Origin of the sequence: Comamonas sp. (assembly GCF_036643215.1) — a bacterium.
Taxonomy (GTDB): domain Bacteria; phylum Pseudomonadota; class Gammaproteobacteria; order Burkholderiales; family Burkholderiaceae_C; genus Comamonas.
In genome coordinates, this window is the sequence record NZ_JAVXSJ010000016.1 from 58,741 (window position 1) to 79,917 (window position 21,177).

Annotated in this window: 21 protein-coding genes and 1 riboswitch; of the genes, 11 read left to right on the top strand and 10 right to left on the bottom strand. The window is 60.0% G+C overall.

What is annotated here, in order from left to right:
- Nucleotides 1-5 precede the first annotated feature (5 nt).
- Both argF and RSF91_RS12510 read right to left on the bottom strand, forming a co-directional pair.
- Nucleotides 6-929 carry an ornithine carbamoyltransferase gene (gene argF / locus RSF91_RS12505; RefSeq protein WP_332568729.1) on the bottom strand — a complete coding sequence of 308 codons (924 nt, stop codon included), beginning with the start codon at nucleotides 927-929 and terminating at the stop codon, nucleotides 6-8.
- Nucleotides 930-947: 18 nt separating this feature from the next.
- Entirely contained in the window at nucleotides 948-2,144 is a 1,197-nt protein-coding gene (locus RSF91_RS12510; protein WP_332568730.1) for an aspartate aminotransferase family protein, read from the bottom strand.
- Nucleotides 2,145-2,382: 238 nt separating this feature from the next.
- Between RSF91_RS12510 and RSF91_RS12515 the strand changes: the two genes are divergently transcribed.
- Nucleotides 2,383-2,703 (top strand): DUF3579 domain-containing protein, encoded by a 321-nt coding sequence (locus RSF91_RS12515; RefSeq protein WP_332568731.1) that lies wholly within the window; start codon nucleotides 2,383-2,385, stop codon nucleotides 2,701-2,703.
- Between the two features lie 280 nt (nucleotides 2,704-2,983).
- Here RSF91_RS12515 and rpsT read toward each other — a convergent pair whose 3' ends face one another.
- Nucleotides 2,984-3,277: a 30S ribosomal protein S20 gene (gene rpsT, locus RSF91_RS12520; protein WP_099736066.1), complete on the bottom strand. Its 294-nt coding sequence runs from the start codon at nucleotides 3,275-3,277 to the stop codon at nucleotides 2,984-2,986.
- Between the two features lie 263 nt (nucleotides 3,278-3,540).
- Between rpsT and murJ the strand changes: the two genes are divergently transcribed.
- Both murJ and RSF91_RS12530 read left to right on the top strand, forming a co-directional pair.
- A complete protein-coding gene (gene murJ, locus RSF91_RS12525; RefSeq protein ID WP_332568732.1) occupies nucleotides 3,541-5,106 on the top strand; it encodes a murein biosynthesis integral membrane protein MurJ in 1,566 nt (521 codons plus the stop codon).
- A gap of 104 nt (nucleotides 5,107-5,210) precedes the next feature.
- Nucleotides 5,211-6,059 (top strand): SirB1 family protein, encoded by an 849-nt coding sequence (locus RSF91_RS12530; protein WP_332568733.1) that lies wholly within the window; start codon nucleotides 5,211-5,213, stop codon nucleotides 6,057-6,059.
- A gap of 4 nt (nucleotides 6,060-6,063) precedes the next feature.
- On the opposite strand, the gene RSF91_RS12535 is transcribed toward RSF91_RS12530, so the two are convergent.
- Nucleotides 6,064-7,122, bottom strand: coding sequence for an AI-2E family transporter (locus RSF91_RS12535; protein WP_332568734.1), 1,059 nt, complete (start codon nucleotides 7,120-7,122; stop codon nucleotides 6,064-6,066).
- A gap of 37 nt (nucleotides 7,123-7,159) precedes the next feature.
- A complete protein-coding gene (purM, locus tag RSF91_RS12540) occupies nucleotides 7,160-8,212 on the bottom strand; it encodes a phosphoribosylformylglycinamidine cyclo-ligase (protein WP_332568735.1) in 1,053 nt (350 codons plus the stop codon).
- Nucleotides 8,213-8,572: 360 nt separating this feature from the next.
- On the opposite strand from purM, the gene hda reads away from it, so the two are divergent.
- The 4 genes from hda to folK are packed head-to-tail and all read left to right on the top strand — an operon-like array spanning nucleotide 8,573 to nucleotide 12,118.
- On the top strand, nucleotides 8,573-9,271 hold the full coding sequence (hda, locus tag RSF91_RS12545) for a DnaA regulatory inactivator Hda (RefSeq protein ID WP_332568765.1): 699 nt from the start codon (nucleotides 8,573-8,575) through the stop codon (nucleotides 9,269-9,271).
- Nucleotides 9,272-9,328: 57 nt separating this feature from the next.
- The gene (locus RSF91_RS12550) at nucleotides 9,329-10,033 is read left to right on the top strand and encodes an HAD family hydrolase (RefSeq protein WP_099736072.1); all 705 of its coding nucleotides are present in this window, start codon (nucleotides 9,329-9,331) and stop codon (nucleotides 10,031-10,033) included.
- Nucleotides 10,030-11,598 carry a polynucleotide adenylyltransferase PcnB gene (pcnB, locus tag RSF91_RS12555; RefSeq protein ID WP_332568736.1) on the top strand — a complete coding sequence of 523 codons (1,569 nt, stop codon included), beginning with the start codon at nucleotides 10,030-10,032 and terminating at the stop codon, nucleotides 11,596-11,598. Before RSF91_RS12550 ends, pcnB begins: the two co-directional genes overlap by 4 nt.
- Nucleotides 11,591-12,118 (top strand): 2-amino-4-hydroxy-6-hydroxymethyldihydropteridine diphosphokinase, encoded by a 528-nt coding sequence (folK, locus tag RSF91_RS12560; RefSeq protein ID WP_332568737.1) that lies wholly within the window; start codon nucleotides 11,591-11,593, stop codon nucleotides 12,116-12,118. The genes pcnB and folK overlap by 8 nt, the downstream gene beginning before the upstream one ends.
- Nucleotides 12,119-12,222: 104 nt before the next feature.
- Here the strand turns inward: folK and RSF91_RS12565 are convergent, their stop codons facing one another.
- Together RSF91_RS12565 and RSF91_RS12570 are read right to left on the bottom strand one after the other, a co-directional pair.
- Nucleotides 12,223-13,191, bottom strand: a complete 969-nt coding sequence (locus RSF91_RS12565; protein ID WP_332568738.1) for a Bug family tripartite tricarboxylate transporter substrate binding protein — start codon at nucleotides 13,189-13,191, stop codon at nucleotides 12,223-12,225.
- Between the two features lie 120 nt (nucleotides 13,192-13,311).
- Complete coding sequence (locus tag RSF91_RS12570; RefSeq protein ID WP_332568739.1) at nucleotides 13,312-14,358, bottom strand: CDP-6-deoxy-delta-3,4-glucoseen reductase; 1,047 nt, start codon at nucleotides 14,356-14,358, stop codon at nucleotides 13,312-13,314.
- A gap of 169 nt (nucleotides 14,359-14,527) precedes the next feature.
- Here RSF91_RS12570 and RSF91_RS12575 point away from each other — a divergent pair, with 169 nt between their 5' ends.
- Entirely contained in the window at nucleotides 14,528-15,403 is an 876-nt protein-coding gene (locus RSF91_RS12575) for an SDR family oxidoreductase (RefSeq protein ID WP_332568766.1), read from the top strand.
- A 62-nt stretch (nucleotides 15,404-15,465) separates the two neighbouring features.
- On the opposite strand, the gene RSF91_RS12580 is transcribed toward RSF91_RS12575, so the two are convergent.
- Together RSF91_RS12580 and RSF91_RS12585 are read right to left on the bottom strand one after the other, a co-directional pair.
- Nucleotides 15,466-16,152: a DUF4124 domain-containing protein gene (locus RSF91_RS12580; protein WP_332568740.1), complete on the bottom strand. Its 687-nt coding sequence runs from the start codon at nucleotides 16,150-16,152 to the stop codon at nucleotides 15,466-15,468.
- Between the two features lie 89 nt (nucleotides 16,153-16,241).
- A complete protein-coding gene (locus RSF91_RS12585; protein WP_332568741.1) occupies nucleotides 16,242-16,868 on the bottom strand; it encodes a hypothetical protein in 627 nt (208 codons plus the stop codon).
- Between the two features lie 256 nt (nucleotides 16,869-17,124).
- Nucleotides 17,125-17,296: riboswitch (FMN riboswitch) on the top strand.
- Nucleotides 17,297-17,385: 89 nt separating this feature from the next.
- Between RSF91_RS12585 and RSF91_RS12590 the strand changes: the two genes are divergently transcribed.
- Nucleotides 17,386-17,928, top strand: a complete 543-nt coding sequence (locus tag RSF91_RS12590) for a 6,7-dimethyl-8-ribityllumazine synthase (protein WP_332568742.1) — start codon at nucleotides 17,386-17,388, stop codon at nucleotides 17,926-17,928.
- Nucleotides 17,929-18,170: 242 nt separating this feature from the next.
- Nucleotides 18,171-19,307, top strand: a complete 1,137-nt coding sequence (locus RSF91_RS12595; RefSeq protein WP_332568743.1) for a branched-chain amino acid ABC transporter substrate-binding protein — start codon at nucleotides 18,171-18,173, stop codon at nucleotides 19,305-19,307.
- Nucleotides 19,308-19,463: 156 nt separating this feature from the next.
- Here the strand turns inward: RSF91_RS12595 and RSF91_RS12600 are convergent, their stop codons facing one another.
- Nucleotides 19,464-20,390 carry a LysR family transcriptional regulator gene (locus RSF91_RS12600; protein ID WP_332568744.1) on the bottom strand — a complete coding sequence of 309 codons (927 nt, stop codon included), beginning with the start codon at nucleotides 20,388-20,390 and terminating at the stop codon, nucleotides 19,464-19,466.
- A 108-nt stretch (nucleotides 20,391-20,498) separates the two neighbouring features.
- Between RSF91_RS12600 and RSF91_RS12605 the strand changes: the two genes are divergently transcribed.
- Entirely contained in the window at nucleotides 20,499-21,158 is a 660-nt protein-coding gene (locus RSF91_RS12605; protein ID WP_332568745.1) for an NAD(P)-dependent oxidoreductase, read from the top strand.
- Nucleotides 21,159-21,177: the final 19 nt, after the last annotated feature.

The window sequence follows — 21,177 nt, forward strand, 5'->3', positions numbered from 1 at the left end:
GGGGATCAGTCTGGCTGGTGGCCCAGCAGCAGGTACTCCATCAGTGCTTTTTGCACATGCATGCGGTTCTCTGCCTCGTCCCAGACCACAGATTGCGGGCCGTCGATGACGTCAGCTTCCACTTCCTCGCCGCGGTGGGCGGGCAGGCAGTGCATGAACAAGGCGTTGCCTTGGGCGGCAGCCATCATTTCTGCATCTACGCACCAGTCGGCAAAGGCCTTCTTGCGCGCTTCGTTTTCAGCTTCATAGCCCATGCTGGTCCACACGTCGGTGGTGACCAGATCAGCGCCCTTGCAGGCTTCGAGCGGGTCTTTGAAAACTTTGTAGCAGCCGGGGTTGAGGGGCTTGCCGTTGAAGGCCAGTTGCTCATCCACCTCGTAGCCGCCGGGTGTGCTGACGTGGACGGTGAAGCCCAGCAGGTCGGCGGCCTGAAGCCAAGTGTTGGCCATGTTGTTGCCATCGCCTACCCAGGTTACAACCTTACCCTTGATGGAGCCGCGGTGCTCGATGAAGGTAAAGATGTCGGCCAGAATCTGGCAGGGGTGGAACTCGTTGGTCAGGCCGTTGATGACGGGCACGCGCGAGTATTCGGCAAAGCGTTCAATCTTGTCCTGGCCGAAGGTGCGAATCATCACCAGATCGGTCATGCGGCTGATGACGCGGGCGCTGTCTTCGATGGGCTCGGAGCGGCCCAGCTGGCTGTCGCCGGTGGTCAGGTGAACCACAGAGCCGCCCAACTGGTACATGCCGGCTTCAAAGCTGACGCGCGTGCGCGTGCTGGCCTTCTCGAAGATCATGGCCATGGTGCGGTCGGTCAGAGTGTGGTGCTTCTCGTAACCCTTGAACTTTTTCTTGATCAGGGCAGCGCGTTCCAGCAGGTAGTCGTATTCATCTGCCGTGAAGTCGCTAAATTGCAGGTAGTGCTTCATGCGGAATTCCTTGGAAGGTCAGGCAGCCAGTACGGCTTGAACCAATGGCTTGAGCTTAGCGACGATTTCATCAGCTTCAGTCTTGCTCAGGATCAGTGGGGGCACCAGACGGATCACGGTGTCGGCGGTCACGCTCAGTAGCAGGCCAGCTTCGGCCGCCTGGCCAATCAGCTGACCGCAGGGCTTGGTCAGCTCCACGCCAATCATCAGGCCCTGGCCGCGTACTTCTACATAGCCTTCAAGGCTGCTCAGAGCTGCGTGGAGCTGGGCCTTCAGGTACTCGCCCACTTCAGTAGTGTGAGCCAGCAGGCCGTCTTCTTCCATGATACGGATGGTTTCAACACCAGCGCGCATGGACAAGGGGTTGCCACCAAAGGTGGAGCCATGGTTGCCGGCAGTCAGTACCCTGGCGGCGGCATTGTGCGCCACTACGGCGCCCACGGGCACGCCAGAGCCCAGACCCTTGGCCAGTGTCATCACGTCGGGCGTAATGCCGGCCCACTGGTGGGCAAACCACTTGCCAGTGCGGCCCATGCCGGCCTGCACTTCGTCCATCATCAGCAGCCAGCCCTTGGCGTCGCACAACTCGCGCACCTTCTTCAGGTAGTCGGCGCGCATGGGATGCAGGCCGCCTTCGCCCTGAATGGGCTCCATCATGATGGCGACGATATTGGGGTTGCCTTCGGTGGCGTTGATCAGGGCTTCGTAATCATTGGGGGCAATGCGGGTGAAGCCGTCGAGCAGATCGCCAAAACCGTTGCGAACCTTGGGGTTGGCGGTGGCGCTCATCGTGGCGATGGAGCGGCCATGGAAGGCGTGGTCATAGACCACGATTTCAGGCTTGGCAATGCCCTTGTCCACGCCGTATTTGCGGGCGATCTTGATGGCTGCTTCGTTGGCTTCAAGGCCCGTGTTGCAGAAGAACACATTGGTCATGCCCGAGCGCTCGGTCAGCAGCTTGGCCAGAGTTTCCTGGCCGGGGATATGGTAGTAGTTGCTGGTGTGGATCAGCTTGGCTACCTGCTCTTGCAGGGCTGGCACCAGCTTTGGGTGGTTATGGCCCAGCGTGTTGACGGCAATGCCGCCCAGCGCGTCCAGATATTCCTTGCCATTTACATCCCATACGCGGCAGCCCTGGCCTCGCTCCAGCGCGATAGGGACGCGGCCGTAGGTGGGCATAACGTGGGGCGAAGCTGCCTCGATGAAAGCGGTCATTGCAAGAATCTCCTGGAAAAGGAAGGTCAACGGTGCGCACTGGCACCTTAAAAATGCGAGGCTTGATTTTAGAGTGCCCTGATAACCCCAACATTGCGGATTACGCATCGTTGCCATGCAATGAGCCTAGGTCATTGTGGGGTTGACAGCGCGGCTCTTATACAAGAGCTAGAATAATCCTTTGGGTATGTTGGCGGAGATCCCGCCCGGTTGCCCGGTTTTATTTAGCGAATATTTGATGGTTACCCCTTCCAGCAAAGAACTGTTCATCATGGGTATGACCCATGCCGGCAAAACTTTTCGACCCAGCGACTGGGCCGAGCGTCTGGCTGGGGTCATGAGCCAGTTTCGCCCTGGCGGAGCCTGCGCTGGCAGCCATCTGAGCTACTCACCCTGGTGCGTTCCCACAGTGATGAACGGCACCAAGTGCGTGGTGATTAACCGAGACCTGCGCGACTATGAGCCCATGGCCTGGGACTTCTGTCTGAACTTCGCCAAGGACAACGATCTGCAAGTTGCTGAAGCCTGCCTGATCCCTGATGACCTCAAGAAAGACTGATCGTCTTTCTTTCCAATCCCATTATGAATAACGCACAAAGGTGCGTTTTTTTATGCCTGCTGAACGCTGATAAGGCCTGTCTCAGATCAGCGATGCTGAGCAAGATCACGCTTCGTGACGATGCCGTCGTTCCATGAGTGAAGGAGCGAAGCGCCGCAAAGGGAGGAAATGATTTGCCCACAAAAAAACCGCCCGAAGGCGGTTTTGATGTTTTTGCTGACAGCGCACCCATTACAAACGGCAGATGACCGAAGTCATCCGTGCTTGAGGGAGGCTGGTATTAAGCAGCCAGAGCCAGGGTCTTGACCTTGGCGGACAGGCGGCTCTTATCGCGAGCTGCCTTGTTCTTGTGGAAGATGCCCTTGTCGGCGATCAAGTCGATCACGGACTGAGCCTTGGCAAACAGTTCAGCTGCCTTGGTCTTGTCGCCGGCCACAACAGCCTTTTCGACATTCTTAACAGCAGTACGGTACTTGGAACGCAGCGAAGTGTTAGCAGCGTTCAGCTTGACTGTCTGGCGGGCGCGCTTGCGGCCAGAAGCCAGGCGGGGGTTCTTTTTGGCTTTAGTTGCCATGATTTATTTCCTTGTGTCTGAGGATGATGTCAGCAAAACAATAGATTGTACCACTCCCTGTTCCGCTTCGCGGCTTCCCCCTTTATCGCTTCGCGGGAGAAGGCAATGCCCTCGCTGCGGGGCAGCCTTGGCTTGGCATCACTAATTTGCGGCATGCCTGACTGGCGCGATGCCATCTGCATCGGCTCTGCATGTTTGCTACAGAGTGAAAAGCACCACAAATCGGCCTGCAGCCGCTGTCGTGAACGCATACACTTCGCTGCGTGTCACTGTTCAAAGCCGCCTCCACCGTATCCCTGATGACGCTGGCCTCCCGTATTTCGGGGCTGGTGCGTGATCTGCTCATGGCCTCCATGTTCGGAGCCAATGCGCTCACAGACGCGTTCAATGTCGCCTTCAGAATTCCCAATCTATTCCGGCGTCTGTTCGCCGAAGGTGCTTTCAGTCAGGCCTTTGTGCCGGTACTGGCCGCCAGCAAGACCAAAAATGGTGAGGATGCCACGCGCCAGCTGATTGGGCATGTGGCCACGATTTTGTTCTGGTCGCTGCTCGTCGTCTGCGTGCTTGGCGTGGTGGGGGCACCGCTGCTGGTGTGGCTGCTGGCCAGCGGCATGCGTCAGTCCCCTGATGGTTATCACGCTGCCGTGGTGATGACGCGCTGGATGTTTCCCTATATCGGCTTCATGTCGCTGGTGGCGCTTTCGGCGGGCGTTCTTAATACCTGGAAGAAATTTGCCGTGCCTGCGGCTACGCCTGTGTTGCTCAATCTGAGCATGATTGCGGCGGCGCTGATTGGTGCCCCCTGGCTGCAAAAACAGGGCATTGAGCCGATTTATGCGATGGCCGGTGGTGTGATGCTGGGTGGCGTGCTGCAACTGGCGGTGCAAATTCCTGCGCTGCGCGCCATGTCGCTCATGCCGCGTATTGGCTTTTCGCCTGCGGCTATTCGCGCTGCATGGGATGAAGCTGGTGTGCGCCGCATTCTTGCGCTGATGGGGCCGGCCTTGCTGGGTGTGGGCGTGGCGCAGATTTCGCTGATGATCAACACCCAGATTGCCTCTTATATGGCGCCGGGCAGTGTGACCTGGCTGTTCTACGCTGACCGCTTGATGGAATTTCCCACGGCCTTGCTGGGCGTGGCGCTGGGCGTGGTGCTGACGCCGCAGCTGGCTTCTGCCAAGGCTGCGTGCGATGACGAGCGTTACTCCAATATGCTGGACTGGGGTCTGCGACTGGTTGTGCTGCTGGCCGTGCCTTGCGCGGTCGGCCTGTTGACGTTTGCAACGCCGCTGGTGGCCACGCTGTTCCATCGCGGTGCGTTGCATGACAGCGATGTGGGGCAGATTGCGCTGGCCTTGATGGGCTATGGCGCGGGCCTGCTGGGTCTGGTCGCCATCAAGGTGCTGGCACCCGGTTATTACGCCAGTCAGGATATTCGTACCCCCGTGAAGATTGCGGTCGTGGTGCTGGTCATCACCCAGCTGCTGAATCTGGCTCTGGTGCCCTGGCTCAAGCACACGGGATTGGCCTTGTCCATTGGCCTTGCTGCGTTGATCAATGCCACCTGGCTGCTGATCGGCCTGCTGCGCCGAGGCACCTACAGGCCCAAGCCCGGCTGGCTGAAGTTTATTGCACAGGTGATCGCTGCCAGCGTGCTACTGGCCGTGCTGCTGCTCTGGGGCAGCCAGCATTTTGACTGGGTAGGTCTGCGCAGCAATGGCTTGCTGCGTGCAGGCCTGCTGGCCGCCATGATGGCTGGAGCTGCCGTGCTGTACTTTGGCGTGCTGATGCTGTCGGGGCTGAATTTGCGTCAGTTGCTGCGCCGTTAACGGCTGTGCTGCTCATGAAAATGTGAGCGGCTTGCACATGGTTTATCGGTGTATCAAGGGAATTTTGCTTGCAACTCGCTCATAAGGGGCTTACAAAGCCGCTTATGAGCTGGACGATTGACGAGTACCCCACTGCCCTGAATTATTTTGCGTCTCTGGTGCAAAGCGACGATAACTTTGCATTGATGGAGGCTGCCATCAGCATTGCGCAAGATGCCGAGCCTGATCTGGATCTGCAATCAGCGCAGGCAGAGCTAGACCGCCTGCAGGTGCGGCTGGTGCAGCGTCTGGCGGGCGAGGATGACGGCTTGCGCAAGCTCAGCGCACTCAACAAATTCTTTTATGGCGAGCTGGGCTTTGCGGGCAACCTCAATAACTATTACGACCCCGCCAACAGCTATATCCACCATGTGCTGCAAACGCGGCGCGGTATTCCCATCAGCGTGGCGCTGATCTGGCTGGAGCTGGCGAACAGTATTGATTTACCGGTGGAAGGCATCAGCTTTCCCGGTCACTTTCTGGTCAAGGTGCGCTTGCCGCAGGGGCAGGTGGTGCAAGACCCGCTGACGGGCGACTCCTATTCAGCCAATGCGCTGGCAGAGCGGCTGCAGCCTTTTCTGGATCAAACAGGCATTACGCCTGAAGATGCGCCGCCGCTGGGTCTGTACCTGCAGGCAGCCCATCCGCGCGATGTAGTGGGGCGCATGCTGCGCAATTTGCAGGAAATTCACCATGCCCAAAAAAACTGGGCCATGCTGGTGGCCGTGCTCAACCGCCTGATCTTGCTGCAGCCCGAGCGCGATGAGCTGTACCGAGACCGGGGTATGGCCTATGCCCAATGGGGAGTGCCTGCAAGAGCGCTATTAGATCTGGAGCGCTACGCGCTTGTTGCGCATGGGCTAGAGGCTGATTTGATCTCCAAGGCTATCGCCAGACTGCGTCAAGCGGATTGATGACTCATACCAGCTGCGCCGCTTCCAGCTCTTTCTTGAGGTAGGCGTAGAACAGCGGAGCAGCCACCAGACCAGCGGGGCCAAAAACGGATTCAGCTACAAACATCACGGCCAGCAGCTCCCATACGCCCATGTGGGTGCGAGTGCCCACTACTTTGGCGTTGATGACGTATTCGGCCTTGTGAATCAGAATCAGAAAGCCCAGGCATGCTGCTGCAGCAACGGGCGAGACCGACAGGCCCACCAGCGTCAGCACGGCGTTGCACAGCAGATTGCCGACGATGGGAATCAGTCCGGCCACAAAGGTCAGGGTGATCAGGGCTGGGGTGTAGGGCAGTTGCAGATCCCAGATCGGCAGGATGACCAGCAAAAAGATGGAGGTCAGCAAAGTGTTGAAGGCCGCAATCCAGAACTGGGCCGCCACGATTTGCTTGAAAGCCAGCGCGAAGTGGCCTATGCGCTGCTGCAAGGCGCAGACCAGCGGGGGGCGGCGTGCGGCAACGGGGCGTACGGCGGCCAGCGCGCCAATGATCAAGCCCACATAGGCGTAGAGCAGGCCGGTCAGCCAGGCGCGGCCCGCATTGGCCAGTACGCCGGCTTTGGCGGCGAGGTAAGTCGCCAGCTTGCGCTGAATGTCCTGGGCGCCGTCAGGCAGTTGATCGGCAATGTCTGAAGGCAGCTTTTCGCGCAGCTCCAGCACCGTGGTTGCCAGGTAGTCCAGTAGTTCTTTGTACTGGGCTGGCGCTTCTGTGATGTAGGTGCGGGTGTGCGACAGGGCGCCGCTAAGCAAGGCCAGCGGAGCCAGAATCACGATGGTGGTTGCGACCACCTGGGTCCAGCGAGGGAGCTGGTTGCTGTGAAAGGCGCGAGGATTGACCCGTGACAGCAGGCGAGACAGTGCGCGGGTGAGCATGAAGCCCACGCACACGCACAGCAGGCCGGGGAGTATCCCCTGATGCATGACGAGCAGCAGTGCCGCTCCCATCAACAAGTAACTGGCCAATATGACCTTGGGCGAAGGACCCGGTTGCGTCGTGATGGGGGCTGGCAAATGCTGCGTCATTCAAGCTCGGGGTAGAGGGGCTGTATTGAAGATGTGCTTAGCGTACTTCAACCGGCTTGCCTGCACCAATTTCTGTGATGGCACCGATGGTGTAGACCTTCTCGCCCAGCTCGGCCAGAGTGGCTGCTGTAGCGGCGGCGTCCTCTGCTGCCACCACAACCACCATGCCGATACCGTTGTTGAACGTGCGGTTCATTTCGATATCGTCAATGCCTGCTGTCTTTTGCAGCCAGGCAAACAGCTCAGTCTGGGGCCAGCTACCGGCTGTCAGGTGAGCGGCAGTGCCTTCGGGCAGCACGCGGGGAATGTTTTCCAGCAGACCACCGCCGGTGATGTGGGCCAGCGCCTTGATGGGGTGCTTGTCCAGCGCCGCCAGCACGTTCTTTACGTACAGACGGGTGGGTTCCATGATGGCGGCCTTGAATGGCTTGCCGTCCAGAGTCTCGGGCACGGAGCCCTGGGCTTCAGCGCGCTCGATGCACTTGCGCACCAGCGAGAAACCGTTGGAATGCACGCCGTGCGAGGCCAGGCCCAGCACCACGTCACCGGGCTTGACGTTCTGGCCGGTCAGAATCTTGGACTTTTCGACAGCGCCGACGGCAAAACCTGCCAGGTCGTATTCGCCATCGGGGTACATGCCGGGCATTTCAGCGGTTTCGCCGCCGATCAGTGCGCAGCCAGACAGCTCGCAGCCCTTGGCGATACCGCCGACTACGGCAGCAGCCGTATCCACATTCAGCTTGCCGCAGGCAAAGTAGTCGAGGAAGAACAGGGGCTCGGCGCCTTGCACCAGCACGTCGTTCACGCTCATGGCTACCAGGTCGATACCCACGGTGTCGTGCATATTCCACTCGAAGGCCAGCTTGAGCTTGGTGCCCACGCCGTCGGTGCCGGAGACCAGCACGGGTTCCTTGTAGCGCTTGGGCACTTCAAACAGCGCGCCGAAGCCGCCGATGCCAGCCATCACGCCTTCGCGCATGGTTTTCTTGGCCAGAGGCTTGATGCGCTCAATCAGTGCGTCGCCAGCGTCGATATCAACGCCTGCGTCTTTGTAGGAAATGGGGGTAGAGGAGGATGCGGAAGAGCTCATCGATGGGTCCGGTGCGGGGAGCGCCCTGCATGGGCGGGAAACCCCGGGATTCTACGGCGCTTACCTTGGCCCCGGGTGCGGGCCGACATGCGCCAAAGGGTTTTGCTGGAGCATTTATGGCCTGACGACAACAACGGCAGTAGGCAAAATCAGCCTGAACCGGCTCAGGGGCTGTCAGTGCAGACTAAAATTAGTGCTTTTGTTACCGCGCGATCGAGCCAATGCATTTTTGCTGGGCCTGATCGGAATGCACATCCAGGCCACCGTCTCCTCCACATTGATGCTGATAAATCTCCTGTCAGATTTCGCCGCATGGGCTGTTGAATGCCCAGGAAAGGGGGCGCTGCGCGTATGTCGCAGATGAAGCAACTGGCTCTGGATATCAGTACGGCGCCCGGCCCGACCTTGTCGCGCTTTTTTGTGGGCCCCAACGCTGCCCTGATTGACCATCTGCGTCATTGGGTGGGCGATGGACAGCTTCAAAAAACAAGAACGCCAGTGCCCACTTATCTCTGGGGTGAGGCGGGATCAGGAAAGAGCCATTTGCTCAAGGCCGTGCGTGAAGCGCTGCGCGAGCAGGGGGCCATGGTGGGCTGGATGGATGCCTCCACTCCATTTCCTCCTGCGTTTGATGAGCGCTGGGTTGCCGTGCTCATGGACGATGTGGACATCTACACCCCTTTTCAGCAGGCTCGGGCCTTCAACTGGTTTGTGAATGCCACAAGCCCTGCGACCGGCTTGCCGCGCTGGGTGCTGGGTGCCGGACAATTGCCGGTGGCTGACCTCAAACTGCGTGAAGACCTGCGCACCCGCCTTGGCTGGGGCCATGTCTATCAGCTGCATTTGCTCGATGAACCAGCACGCCGCGCCGTGCTGCGACAGGAAGCCGATGCCCGCGGTGTGTTTCTGAGTGACGAAGTGATGGATTACATGCTCAGACGCTTCTCACGCGATCTGGGCTCTTTGATGCAACTGCTGGACATGCTGGACGGCTTTGCATTGCGTAGCAAGCGAGCCATCACCATCCCGCTGCTCAAAACCATGCTGGAAACTGAGTGAAGCCGAGTGCCTTGCTCCCCGCTTTGGCCATGCCACAGCACTTTTTGTTGGATTTGCATGTCGACTGCTTCTGAATTGCCGAATAAGCCAAAGTTGGCCCTTTTTGATCTGGACCACACCCTGCTGCCGCTGGATTCTGACCACGGCTGGGGCGAGTTCTCCATCGCTATTGGCTGGTGCGATCAGGAGGCCTTTGGCCGCCAGAACGATGCTTTTTTTGAAGACTATCAGGCTGGACAGCTCAATATTCCCGACTATGTACGCTTTGCCACGGCTGCCGTGGTCGAGCATGGCGAGGCGGAATCGACTGCAGCTCATCAGCGCTTTATGGACGAAGTGATCCGTCCAGCCATGAAGCCTGCTGCCATTGAGCTGGTGCAAAAACATCTGAATGCGGGCGATACCGTGGTCATTACCTCGGCCACCAATGAATTTGTGACGGGCCCGATTGCCAAGGCTTTTGGCGTACAGCACCTGCTTGCCACCGAGCTGGTGCGCGATGCCAAGGGCTGGTTTACGGGCGAGATTGCTGGCATTCCAAATATGCGCGAAGGCAAGGTCGTGCGCATGACCGAATGGCTGGCAGAGCGAAACCTGCGCTGGGAAGACGTGGAAGCGACCTTCTACAGCGACTCCATGAATGATGTGCCCCTGCTTGAAAAAGTGGATCACCCTGTGGCCACCAACCCCGATGCGCGCTTGCGTTCCCTGGCCGAGGAACGCGGCTGGCGCATCGTGGACCTATTTAGCGAAGCACCATGATCAAGACCATTATTGACAAGCTCCTGGGCAAGGCCCCTGCGGCCCCCCGTTCGCGCAAGCCCAAGTTCGGCAAACGTGATGAAGTGCCGGTGCAAGTGCACGGCATTGACCCGAACCTGGTGGATCGCCGTGCCGTAGATGTCGTGCAGACCCTCAAACATGCAGGTTTTGAAGCCTATGTGGTGGGCGGTGCCGTGCGCGATCTGTTGCTGGGTCTGCGTCCCAAGGACTTTGACGTGGCGACCAATGCCACTCCCGAGCAGGTCAAAAACCTGTTTCGCCGTGCCTTCATCATCGGCAAGCGTTTTCGCATCGTGCACGTGGTCTATGGCCGTGGCCGCGAAAACGAGGTCATCGAAGTCTCGACCTTCCGGGCCTTTCTGGATAACAGCGCGGCCGAGCAAGTCAGCGGCAATGAGCGTACCAGCAAGAACGAGCTGGCGGGCATGAAGCATGCCGTGGATGCCAGCGGCCGCGTGCTGCGCGACAACGTCTGGGGTCCGCAGGACCAGGACGCCACGCGCCGCGACTTCACCATCAACGCCATGTACTACGACCCCGAGACACAAATCGTGGTCGACTATCACGGCGGTATTGCAGATGCCAAGAAGAAGGTGCTGCGCATGATTGGCGACCCGGCTACGCGTTACCGCGAAGACCCGGTGCGCATCATCCGCGCTGTGCGTTTTGCCGCAAAGCTGAGCAGCAAGGACTTCAAGCTTGAAGCCAAGACCGCCAAGCCGCTGGTTGAATGCGAGCCGCTGCTGCAGGAAGTGCCGCAAAGCCGCTTGTTCGACGAAATGCTCAAGCTGCTGCAGACTGGCCACGCCATTGCATCGGTGGAGCAGCTCAAGGCGCTGGGCCTGTCGCGCGGCATCTACCCGCTGCTGGATGTGGTGATGGAGCGTGCCGACCACCCGTTTGTGCAAGCCGCACTGATGGATACCGACCGCCGTGTCGCCGAAGGCAAGCCCGTGGCCCCCAGCTTCTTGCTGGCCTGCGTGCTGTGGCAAGACGTCAAACAAGGCTGGGAAAAGCGACTGGGCAAGGGCTATCACCCCTTCCCCGCGCTGCAGGAGTCTATTGACGAAGTCTTTGACCAGCGCATTGGCGACGTGTCGGGCCGTGGCAAACTGGCTGCGGACATGCGCGAAATCTGGGTCATGCAGCCCCGCTTTGACAAGCGCACGGGTGCAACGCCTAACTCCATGGTGGCGCAGCCGCGCTTTCGCGCCGGTTTTGACTTTATGCGCCTGCGTGCCGACATTGGCGAGGTGGAAGAGAGCCTGGCCAGCTGGTGGCAGGAATTCCAGCACGCCGACGATGACCGCCGTGCCGACCTGATTGCTCAGGCCCGCGATGAGCAGCGTGCCCGTCAGCGTACCCAGCAGCAGGCAGCACCCAAGGTGCACCGCGTGGCCAAGAAAAAAGCCGAAGGTGAGGCTGTGAGCAGTCCGCTGGAGGAAGTCGCTAGTGAAGTCAACGAGGGCGATGCGCCTAAAAAGCGCCGCCGTCGCCGCCGCAAGCCCGCAGCAGGCAGTGCTACCACCGGTGGTGATGAATAAGCCAAACACCGCTTTGGCTGCCTTGGCAGCTGATACGGTGGCCATTGGTCTGGGGGCCAATCTGGGGGATGCGCAGCAGACGCTGAGCTGGGCCGTGCAAGCCCTGTCTCAGCTGGCGCAGACACAGTTGCTGGCCGTTTCTTCGCTCTACAGCACCAAGCCCATTGATTCGTCAGGGCCAGATTACCTGAACGCTGTGGCGCTGGTGCGCACCCGGCAGGCACCGCTGGAGTTTTTGCAGGCGCTGCAAGCGCTTGAGCTGCAGGCAGGACGCGAGCGGCCATACCGCAATGCACCACGCACGCTGGATCTGGATATCGAGCTCTGGGGCGAATGGCGCTCAGACGCTCCGGTGTTGATCGTGCCCCACCCCCGCATGTGGGAGCGCGCTTTTGTGCTGGTGCCGCTGGCTGAAATTGCATCTCAGTGTGTGAGTGCAGAGCAGCTACAGGCCGTGGCCGATCAGGGTATTGAACGCAGCCAGTCGCAAGGCTGGTGGCAAAATAAACTACTATTTTGATAGCTGCTAGCGCTTATGTATAAAGTGCTAGAGCCCTGAAACATCAAAGCCCCGGAGCATCGCTGCTGCCGGGGCTTTTTGTATTAGCGTATCGCTAGATTGGGTCAGTCCACCTTGGCGCCAGAGGCCTTGACGATGGGCTGGTACTTGGCGCGCTCTGCAGCCATGAACTTGTCGAACTCGGCAGGCGTGGAGCCCACGGGTTCAGCCATGAGTATGCTGAAGCGCGTCTTGGTCTCTGGGGCTTGCAGGGCGTCGTTGAAGGCCTTGCTCAGCTTGTCCAGCACGGGCTTGGGTGTGCCTGCGGGGGCGACCAAGCCCCACCAGGTATCAATCGCAAAACCGGGGTAGGTCTTGGACAGCGCTGGCACTCCGGGCAGCAGGGGCGAGGCGTTGAGCGATGTCACGGCCAGCGGCACAAGCTTGCCGCTCTTGATATTGGGTGCGGCAGCAGCCAGGTTGTCGATATTGAAATCCACCTCGCCCGACAGCAAGGCCAGCTGGGCAGGGTTAGCACCGCGATAAGGCACGTGCAGGGCGAAGATGCCTGCCTTTTGCTTGAGCATTTCACCGGCCAGATGGCCTGCAGAGCCATTGCCGCCACTGCCGTAGTTCAGCTTGCCGGGGTTGCTCTTGGCGTAGCTGATGAGGTCAGCCATGTTGTGAATCTTGAGCTGGGCGGCCTTGGCGGCATTCATCACCAGCACATTGGGTACGCGCACCATCTGGGTGATGCCAGCAAAGTCCTTGCCTGCGTCGTAGGGCATCTTGGCATAGAGCCAGGGGTTGACGGCATGGGTGGCGGTTGCTGCCAGACCAATGGTCAGGCCATCAGGCTGGGCCTTGGCAATCGCGTCGGCACCGATGTTGCCGCCCGCACCTGCCTTGTTGTCGATGACGACAACGCCCAGCGAATCACGCACGCGTTCAGCCAGAGCGCGAGAGGTGATGTCCAGCGGACCACCGGGCGCATAAGGCACGATCAGACGAATGGTTTCTTGGGCCTGGGAGAGGGGGGAGGCCAGGGCAGCAACAGCCGCCATGACCGAGAGAAGGCTGTTTCTACGGTTCATGGCTCACTATTGTGCAAAAAATTGCAACCCTGTCAGACAAGGTAGTTATTCAAACAGGAATTTTGCGCGTAAACCCCGATGAGTGATGGAAAGCATCGGGGTTCGCGCTAATAAAGATACTTACTTGTCTGCTTCGGAGGTGAAAGCATCCGCATAGAACTCTTCGGCAGGCAGGGCGCGTTCGCTGGTATAAGCGGCGCGGGCCGAATCTACCACGATGGGCGCGCCACAGGCGTAGACCTGATGGCCGGACAGATCGGCAAAGTCGGCCATTACGGCCTGATGCACAAAGCCGGTGCGGCCCGTCCAGGCGTCTTCAGGCAGAGCGTCCGAGATCACGGGTTCGTACTTGAACTGCGGCATGGCGGCGGTGTGCTCGGCAATCCATGTCGCGTCATACAGGTCGGCAGGGCGGCGGCCGCCCCAGTACAGCGTGGTGGGGCGGTTGATGCCCTTGTGGCGCATGTGCTCGATCAGGGCCTTGATGGGGGCAAAGCCGGTGCCAGAGGCAAGCAAGATGATGGGCTTGTCCGAATCTTCACGCAGGAAGAAGCTGCCGAACGGGCCTTCCACGCGCAGAATTTCTTTTTCCTTCATGCCGCCGAAGACATGGTCGGTGAACTTGCCGCCTTCCATGTGGCGAATGTGCAGTTCAAGGCCGGGTGTGGTTTCTTGCACATGAGGGGCGGTGGCCATGGAGTAGGCACGGCGGGCACCGTCGCGCAGAATGAATTCCACATACTGGCCGGCGTGGTACTGGAACTTTTCGCTGGCGGGCAGTTGCAGGCGAACCTGCATCACATCGTGCGATTTTTTCTCCAGCGCGGCCACGCGCACGGGCATTTTCTTGATGGGGAAAGAGCTGGCATCGGTCACCTGGCGTGACTCCAGCACCACATCGCTGTGGGGCGTGGCGCAGCAGGTCAGCACATAGCCGCTGGCTTCTTCATCGGCGCTCAGAGCCTTGTCCGAATGGGTGCCGTGGCTCACATCGCCGCTGATCTTCTTGCATTTGCAGGAGCCGCAGGCACCATCTTTACAGCCGTAGGGCAGGCCTACGCCAGTACGGATCGCTGCGGCCAGAATGGTTTCAGCGCCTTGAGTGGCAAATGAACGTCCGCTGGGCTGGACGGTAATTTCAAACGAAGCGTTGGCAATCTCGGTCATGGCGTTTTCTAGGTATCCTTGAAGGCGTAACTGGCAGTCATTGCCCAGCGTTGCTGCAGTCGCAGCAGCGTGGATGACCCTCTATTCGTGTACGCAGCAGGCCCCGATTTTGCCCTCAAACCAAAGCCCATTGGGTGCGCTACCAGCGCGCTTTCGTCGTGAACGTGTATTGATCGTAGGCTATGGCGATGTCGGCCAGCGGGCGGCCCGGCTGCTTGACCGGACAGTCAAGGTGATGGCGTTGAGCCGCAAGCCCGAGCGCGCAGCTCAGTTGCGGGCGCAGTGCGTGTTGCCGCTGTGGGGTGATCTGGATGACATGAGCAGCTTGCGCCGACTGGCGGGCATCGCCACGCGGGTGCTGCATCTGGCGCCTCCACCTGCGCTGTCGGAGGCGGAGGAGGGCTGGTGGCTAGATGCGCGCACCACGGCGCTGCTGCAGGCCCTGCGCTTGCGCAGTCTGCCGCGCAGACTGGTCTATGCATCGACTTCCGGTGTGTATGGCGACTGTCAGGGGCAATGGGTGACTGAGACCAGGGCTGTCGCGCCCACCACAGGCCGGGCGCAGCGCCGCGTGAATGCAGAGCGGGCTGTGCGCTTTGCCGGGCGCTCAGGTCTGCGGGTCAGCATCTTGCGCATTCCCGGCATTTACGCGCCTGACCGTGAGGGCGGCACGCCGCGCCCGCGTCTGCAGCGGGGCACGCCGGTGTTATTGGCGGCCGATGATGTCTATACCAACCATATTCATGCCGATGATCTGGCCCGGGCCTGCCTGCGGGCGCTGTGGCGCGGAAAGCCGCAGCGCATCTATCACGCCAGTGACGATACGCAGCTGAAGATGGGTGATTACTTTGATCTGGCCGCCGATCTGTACGGCATGGCCAGGCCACCGCGTATTTCGCGTGAGCTGGCACAGACCGAGCTGCCGGCCAGCTTGCTGAGCTTCATGAGCGAGTCACGAAGGCTGTCGAATCAGCGGCTCAAGAAAGAGCTGGGGCTAAGGCTGCGCTACCCCACAGTGCTGCAGGGCTTGCTTGGAAAAGCATAGCGGCCAGGCAACTGGCTCGCGCAAACGCAGCGATGCCCACTAAGCGCCGCCGCTCAGGGGCATCAAGGTATCGGGTGAACACCGCCGCGGTCGTCGTAGCAGCGGAAGACATTGCAGTTGACGATTTTGGCCGGCGGCTGTGATGGAGTCGGGCGCACAGGCGGATATGCATGGGGTGGGCGGCCATAACCCCATTGCGGGCGGTTGATGGCATTGGGCTGCAGCGCCCGGCTTTGCTGCAGCTGCTGATAGGCGGCTGCGCCCAGGCAGCTTAGCTCCATCTGGGCTTGTGCTGCCTGGCTGCGCTCACCCCATGTGGCGGGGTCGGGGTTGGCTTCGGCCAAGATAGCGTTGTAGCGTTCACGAGCCTGGCGGCAGGCGGGGGAGTTTTCCAGGCTGCCACCGGCGCGGGCCTGCGCTTTCTCGGCGGCTTCGCGCTCCTTGCGCTCCTGCTCTTCACGCTGGCGGCGCTCTGCCTCAGCGCGGGCTATCTCGGCTTTGCTGCGCTCCCGGGCCTTGAGTGCGCGGGCACGCTCGGCTTCAATTTCTTCGGCGCTTTGTGGGGCCTGAATCTGGGTGGTCGATTCGCCTGAAACACAGCGGCCGTTGGTATAGGTCACCTCGCCGGTCTTGGCGTCAATGCAGCGCAGAACCTGGGCTTGCGCTGTACCGGTCAGTGCCGCCAAACCCAGCAGCAGGGCTAGCGAAAGCATGCGCATGACCGGTTGCAGGGAGTTGAACTTCGGCATGACCAATCCTTTGATGGCTGTAAATGCCTGCAAATTATGAGGGGCTGCAAGAAAAAATTGAAGCGCAGCCCTGCTGCCAGAACAGGCGATTAGCGCCAGTCGCCGCGTGGAGGAAAGCCCTGTTGCTGACCTTCGCGCTGGCGTTGTTGCTGGCGCTGGTCACGATCTCGATCACGTTCTTGCTGCTGCCTGTCACGGACTTGTTGCTGGCGGTCGCGCTCGGCCTGCATGCGGTCACGGTCGCGTTGCTGTGCCTGTTGCTGCATTTGCTGCTGTTGGTCGCGCTCCTGCTGGCGGCGATTCTGCTCCTGGTCTCGGCGGTTCTGGGACTGCTGACGTTCCCAGTCGCGGCGCTGCTGTTCTTGCTGGCGCTGCTGGTCGCGCTGCCATTGCTGGCGTTCACGGTCTTGCTGCTGATGCTCACGCATGTGCTGGGCACGGTCGCGTTCCTGCTCGCGCTGGCGCTCCCACTGGCGACGCTCGCGCTCACGAATCGCCCATTCGTTGCGGTCTTGACCTTGATAGACGGGATAAGCCGGGTAGGCTGGCTGGCTGCTGTAGATGGGGGTGGAGCCGTAGCTGCCCCCGTAACTGCCGCTGTAGCCGGAGTCATATTCACCAGGAATCGCGACGCAGGCCGTGCACAGCGCAGCCAGCGCACCGATGGTGGCCCAGCGTGTGGAGGTTGACAGCAGCGCCTGCAGGGACTGTTTCATGACTTGCCTTGTGAGGTGATCGTCAACGCGAAAGGCGCTGACTGGATCTTGCTGTGTTTAACGTGTGGCTGCCAGTCGAGGTTGACTTCCGGGTCGCGTACTTCAATTTGATAGCTGCGGGCTCTTTATTTACATGCGTTTCAAGCCATTTTTTCTTAATTTTTCGAAGTGACGCAATAGTGACCCTTTTGCCAAAAGCTGCGTCAAAGCGTCGCTAGAATGACTTTGTCTTGTGGTGAAACCATTCACCGCAAAGCAGCGTTCTCAGGGCGGGGTGTAATTCCCCACCGGCGGTATCTGCAGCCAGACCCTATGGTCCGGACTGCAGCAGCCCGCGAGCGCCTGCGGTCTCGTCAGAGCCCGCAGGGTCAGCAGATCTGGTGAGATGCCAGAGCCGACGGTCATAGTCCGGATGAAAGAGATCGCGCAGCATTCGCCTTTGGTGCAGCCATTGCTGCCGCATGGGTGGGTGTCTTTGCGCACGCCCTGATTCATTGGAAATTTTGGAAATACCACCATGAATCAGACCCCTAGCACCATGAACTTTGAAACCCACGCCACTTCCGCAGGTACCCCCTGGAAGACTACGGCGGGCCGCAGCCGCATTGCCATCATCAGCGCCAGCTGGCACACCGAAGTGGTGTACCAGGCCCGCGATGCAGCGCAGGCTGAACTGCAGGCGCAAGGCGTGCAGGCAGGCAACATCCAGCACTTCAGCGTCCCCGGTGCTTTTGAAATCCCCCTCATGGCCAAGAAGCTGGTGCAAAGCGGCCGCTTTGATGCAGTGATTGCCTGCGCGCTCATCGTCAACGGCGGCATCTACCGGCACGAGTTTGTGACAACGGCCGTGATTGACGGCCTGATGCGCGTACAGATGGATTCTGAAGTGCCCGTGTTCTCTGCCGTGCTGACACCGCGTGACTTCCACGAGCATGGCGACCATGTGGAATTCTTCCGCCAGCACTTTGTGAAAAAGGGCGCAGAAGTGGCCCACGCCTGCCTGAACACGCTGGATCAGCACGCCAAGCTGGATGCCCTGCTGCAGGCCAAGGCTGCCTGATCTGCACTGAGATAGTGCGCGCCATGCCCAGCGCCTGGGCATGGCGTTGACAGGAAACTCCCCAAATTCCTGCATCCGTTTTCTTGCAGTTTTTACAGCACAGCTGGGCAGCCTTGCCGATCCCTGAAAACACTGATTGTTGTACCGGTGTAGCACTCCTTGCACCTATGTGATTGCCTCATTGCCAACTGCCTGTAACGAGGCATAAGGTAGCGCCTTGTCTCAACCGAGTGGAGTGCGCAATGAAGAATTTTGGCAAGTTGTGTATCGCGGCAGCAGTAACAGCAATGGCGGGGGGCGCCATGGCCCAGGAGCAGGTCATCAAGATCGGCCACATTGGCCCGACCTCTGGCCCTCAGGCGCACTTCGGCAAGGATGATGAAAATGGCGTGCGTATGGCCATCGAAGACCTGAACGCTAAGGGCATGGAAATTGCCGGCAAGAAGGTCAAGTTCGTACTGGTGGCTGAAGACGACGTGGCTGACCCTAAGCAGGGCACGGCTGCTTCGCAAAAACTGTGCGATGACAAGGTGGCGGGCGCCGTGGCATTTGTGAACTCCGGTGTGGCGATTCCTTCGTCCAAGGTGTTCAATGACTGCGGTATTCCCATGATTACCGGCGCGGCGACCAACCCTGATCTGACCAAGCCCGGCTGGAACACCACCTACCGCGTGATCGCCAACGACAATGCCTTGGGCGCGGCGCTGGCCACTTATGCGGCCAAGACCCTCAAGCTCAAGAACATTGCCGTCATCGACGACCGCACGGCCTACGGCCAGGGTCTGGCCAATGTGTTCAAGAAGGATGCCGAAAAGCAGGGCATCAAGATCGTTGCCAACGAGTTCACCAACGACAAGGCCACGGACTTCATGGCCATCCTGACCTCCATCAAGGCCAAGAAGCCTGATGCCATCTTCTACGGCGGCATGTACGGTCAGGCTGGCCCCATGCTGCGCCAGATGGCTCAGCTGGGCATGAATGACGTCAAGATGTTTGGCGGCGACGGCATCTGCGTGACCGAGCTGGCCAAGGTGGCCGCAGGCGCCAAGCCGCTGGACAACGTGGTCTGCGCCGACGGTGGTGCATCGCTGGCCAAGATGCCTGGCGGCACCGAGTGGAAGAAGCGCTACGACGCCAAGTACCCCGGTCAGTTCCAGGTCTACAGTCCGTACTTCTATGACGGCACCATGCTGCTGGCTGACGCCATGAAGCGCGCCAACTCCTGGGACCCCAAGGTCTATATCCCCTTCCTGCAGAAGTCGGACTTCCAGGGCGTGACCTCCAAGATCGCTTTCGAGAAGAACGGCGAAATGAAGAACCCCAGCTACACACTGAGCCGTTACGTAGCTGGCAACAAGACGCCTATCGAGCTGAAGTGATCTGAACGATTGAGTGCATCCGGATTGGTTGCCTGATTGGGTAGTCCGGAATTTCAAAGCCTGCTGATGCGATTGCATTGGCAGGCTTTTTTGTTGGAGTGAAAACAGCTTTTTGCGCTTTTCTGCAAAGCGCAGGCAGCTATAGAATTGATAGTTTTATGTCAAGGCGGCTGTGCTCTGCACCCCATCAAGCTGGGCAAAGTACTGGCGCAGTACGTTGATGGCTTCACGCACCTTGGCGGGCAGAGTGTCGCGGCTGGCGGTGACGGCCCAGATGTCCAGCATGCCCATGTCCCAGTCGGGTAGCAGGCGCACCAGCGTGCCGTTTTTCAGGCTGGCAGCCACGTCATGGGCAGAGAGCAGGGCGATGCCCAGACCGGCTTCGCAAAACTGCTGAACAGCGCTTCTGTGGTTGCTGACCATCTGCGGTAGCACCTGCAGCCGGTACTCCTGCCCGGTGCTGTGGTGGTGCCACAGAAAGTCGGTCTGCACCTCCTCATTGCGGCTTAGCTCCAGCCAGGGCAGTTGCGTCAGCTCTGCGGGGTGTTGTGGTGTGCTGCCGTACGCCCGCAGCCACTGGGGTGATGCACACAGTACGGTGGCGCTGCGGCCCAGGTGGCGGGCGACCCAGCTGGAGTCTTGCAGATTGCCAAAGCGCAGTGCCAGGTCCACCCGGGCTTGAATCAGGTCAATTGGCGTGTCATCCATCAGTAGGCGCAGCCGCAGTGCGGGGTGTGCGGCTAACCATTGGCCCAGCGCAGGCGCGGCATGCTGGGTAAAGCCTGCGGGAGCGGCGAAGCGCAGCTCGCCACTGGGCAATTGCAGCTCGGCAGCCAGCTCGGCCCGTGCGCGGCTGGCGGCTTCACACATGGCGGCGCACTGGGCGTAAAAGCGCTGGCCGGCGTCGGTCAGTGTCAGCTGCCGGGTCGATCGATGTAGCAGCGTCACGCCCGCATCCTGCTCCAGCTGGCGAATGTGCTGGCTGACGGCCGAGGGTGACATATCCAGCTGGCGCGCAGCCGCGCTCATGCTGCTGCGCTCGACCACCGTCGCAAAAATCGCCATGCGTTTGAAATCTTCCATGTCTCTATTTTGAAGCTGTGCTTCAAGGTCATGGTGTCTGAAGGGGGTTTTTCTGCGGATTAATGCCGATTAATCTTCAGTCTTGTTGAACACACAAGGAGTTAGTAAATGAAAGTTGCATTGATTGGCGCTACGGGTTTTGTGGGTGCAGGCGTGCTGGAAGAGCTGCTGCACCGTGGTCACGAGGTAGTGGTGCTTGCGCGCAAGCCCGAAGCGTTTGCCGTTCGTGAGCATGTGCAGGTCGTTCAGGCCGATGTACTGAACGCCGACGAGGTTCAGCGCGCTGTGGCGGGCTGCGACGCCGTGCTCAGTGCCTACAACGCGGGCTGGACCAACCCCAATATCTACGACGACTTCATGAAAGGCTCGCGCGCCATTGTTCAGGGTGTGAAGGCCGCAGGCATCAAGCGCTATCTGGTGGTGGGCGGCGCGGGCAGCCTGTATGTGAATGGCCAGCAACTGGTGGATTCGCCTGATTTCCCGGCCTTCATCAAGCCCGGTGCATCGGCAGCGCGCGACATGCTGACGGAGCTGGAGAAAGAAACCGATCTGGACTGGACACTACTGAGCCCTGCTGTGGGCTTTCACGGTGGATCGGCTGCGCAGCCCAAGGGCCGCACCGGCCAGTACCGCACCGGCAAGGATGAGCCCCTGATGCAGGCCGATGGCCAGCCCGGCGATATCTCGGTGCAGGATCTGGCCGTGGCTTTGGTGGATGCACTGGACAAGAACGAGCACATCCGGGCCCGCTTTACCGTGGCGTATTGAGTGGCTGACTAGCGGGTCC